This window comes from Alcanivorax sp. HI0083 (assembly GCF_001635175.1).
Map to the genome: position 1 here is coordinate 1 of NZ_LWFX01000328.1, position 613 is coordinate 613.

The 613-nt window shown below is 55.5% G+C and carries 1 protein-coding gene; it reads right to left on the reverse strand.

The annotated features are described in order from the left end of the window. Positions 1–20: 20 nt before the first annotated feature. Positions 21–593, reverse strand: a complete 573-nt coding sequence (locus A3754_RS03460) for a hypoxanthine-guanine phosphoribosyltransferase (RefSeq protein WP_063518856.1) — start codon at positions 591–593, stop codon at positions 21–23. Between the last annotated feature and the right edge of the window lie 20 nt (positions 594–613).

A 613-nucleotide genomic window follows, 5' to 3' on the forward strand; every position in this document is an offset into this window, starting at 1 on the left:
ACCACCAATGAAAGCCAGCATCAGAGATCGCTCTCTCTTACCGCATAAATGCCCGGCGCATTACGCCAGAATCCCTTGTAATCCATGTCCATGCCGAACAGGTAATAATCATCCGCTTCCAGCGCGGTGAAGTCGGCTTTCAGGCCCGGCTTTGCCTTGCGGTCGTGTTGCTTGTCCACCAGCACACAGGTTTTCACGGATGCTGCTCCCTGGGCTTTACAGGCTTCAATAATCGACAACAAGGTAGAACCCACGTCCAGGATGTCATCCACAATCACCACATGGCGACCGGCCAGCGTGGCACTGGGTGTCACAATCCATTCCACATCCCCACCACTGGTGGCTCCCAGATAACGGCTGGCGTGGAGGTAATCCATCTCCAGGGGGAAATCCAGACGCTTGACCAGTTCCGCCGCAAAGATCATGCCGCCATTCATGATGGTGACGAACACCGGCACCTTGCCGGAACAGGCTTCAGTCACCTCGAAAGCCAGCTTGGCGATGGCTTCCTGCACCTGATCAGAGGAATGCAGTTCGATGGCATTACGGCGAACCGTCATCAATTCCTGTTGCAATTCATCAGCGCTGGACATGCTGTGCCTCCTCCGGGTTG

What these genes read in the sequence shown, in the direction of transcription:
- A3754_RS03460 (WP_063518856.1), bottom strand. Translation starts at nt 593, where the DNA reads ATGTCCAGCGCTGATGAATTGCAACAGGAATTGATGACGGTTCGCCGT.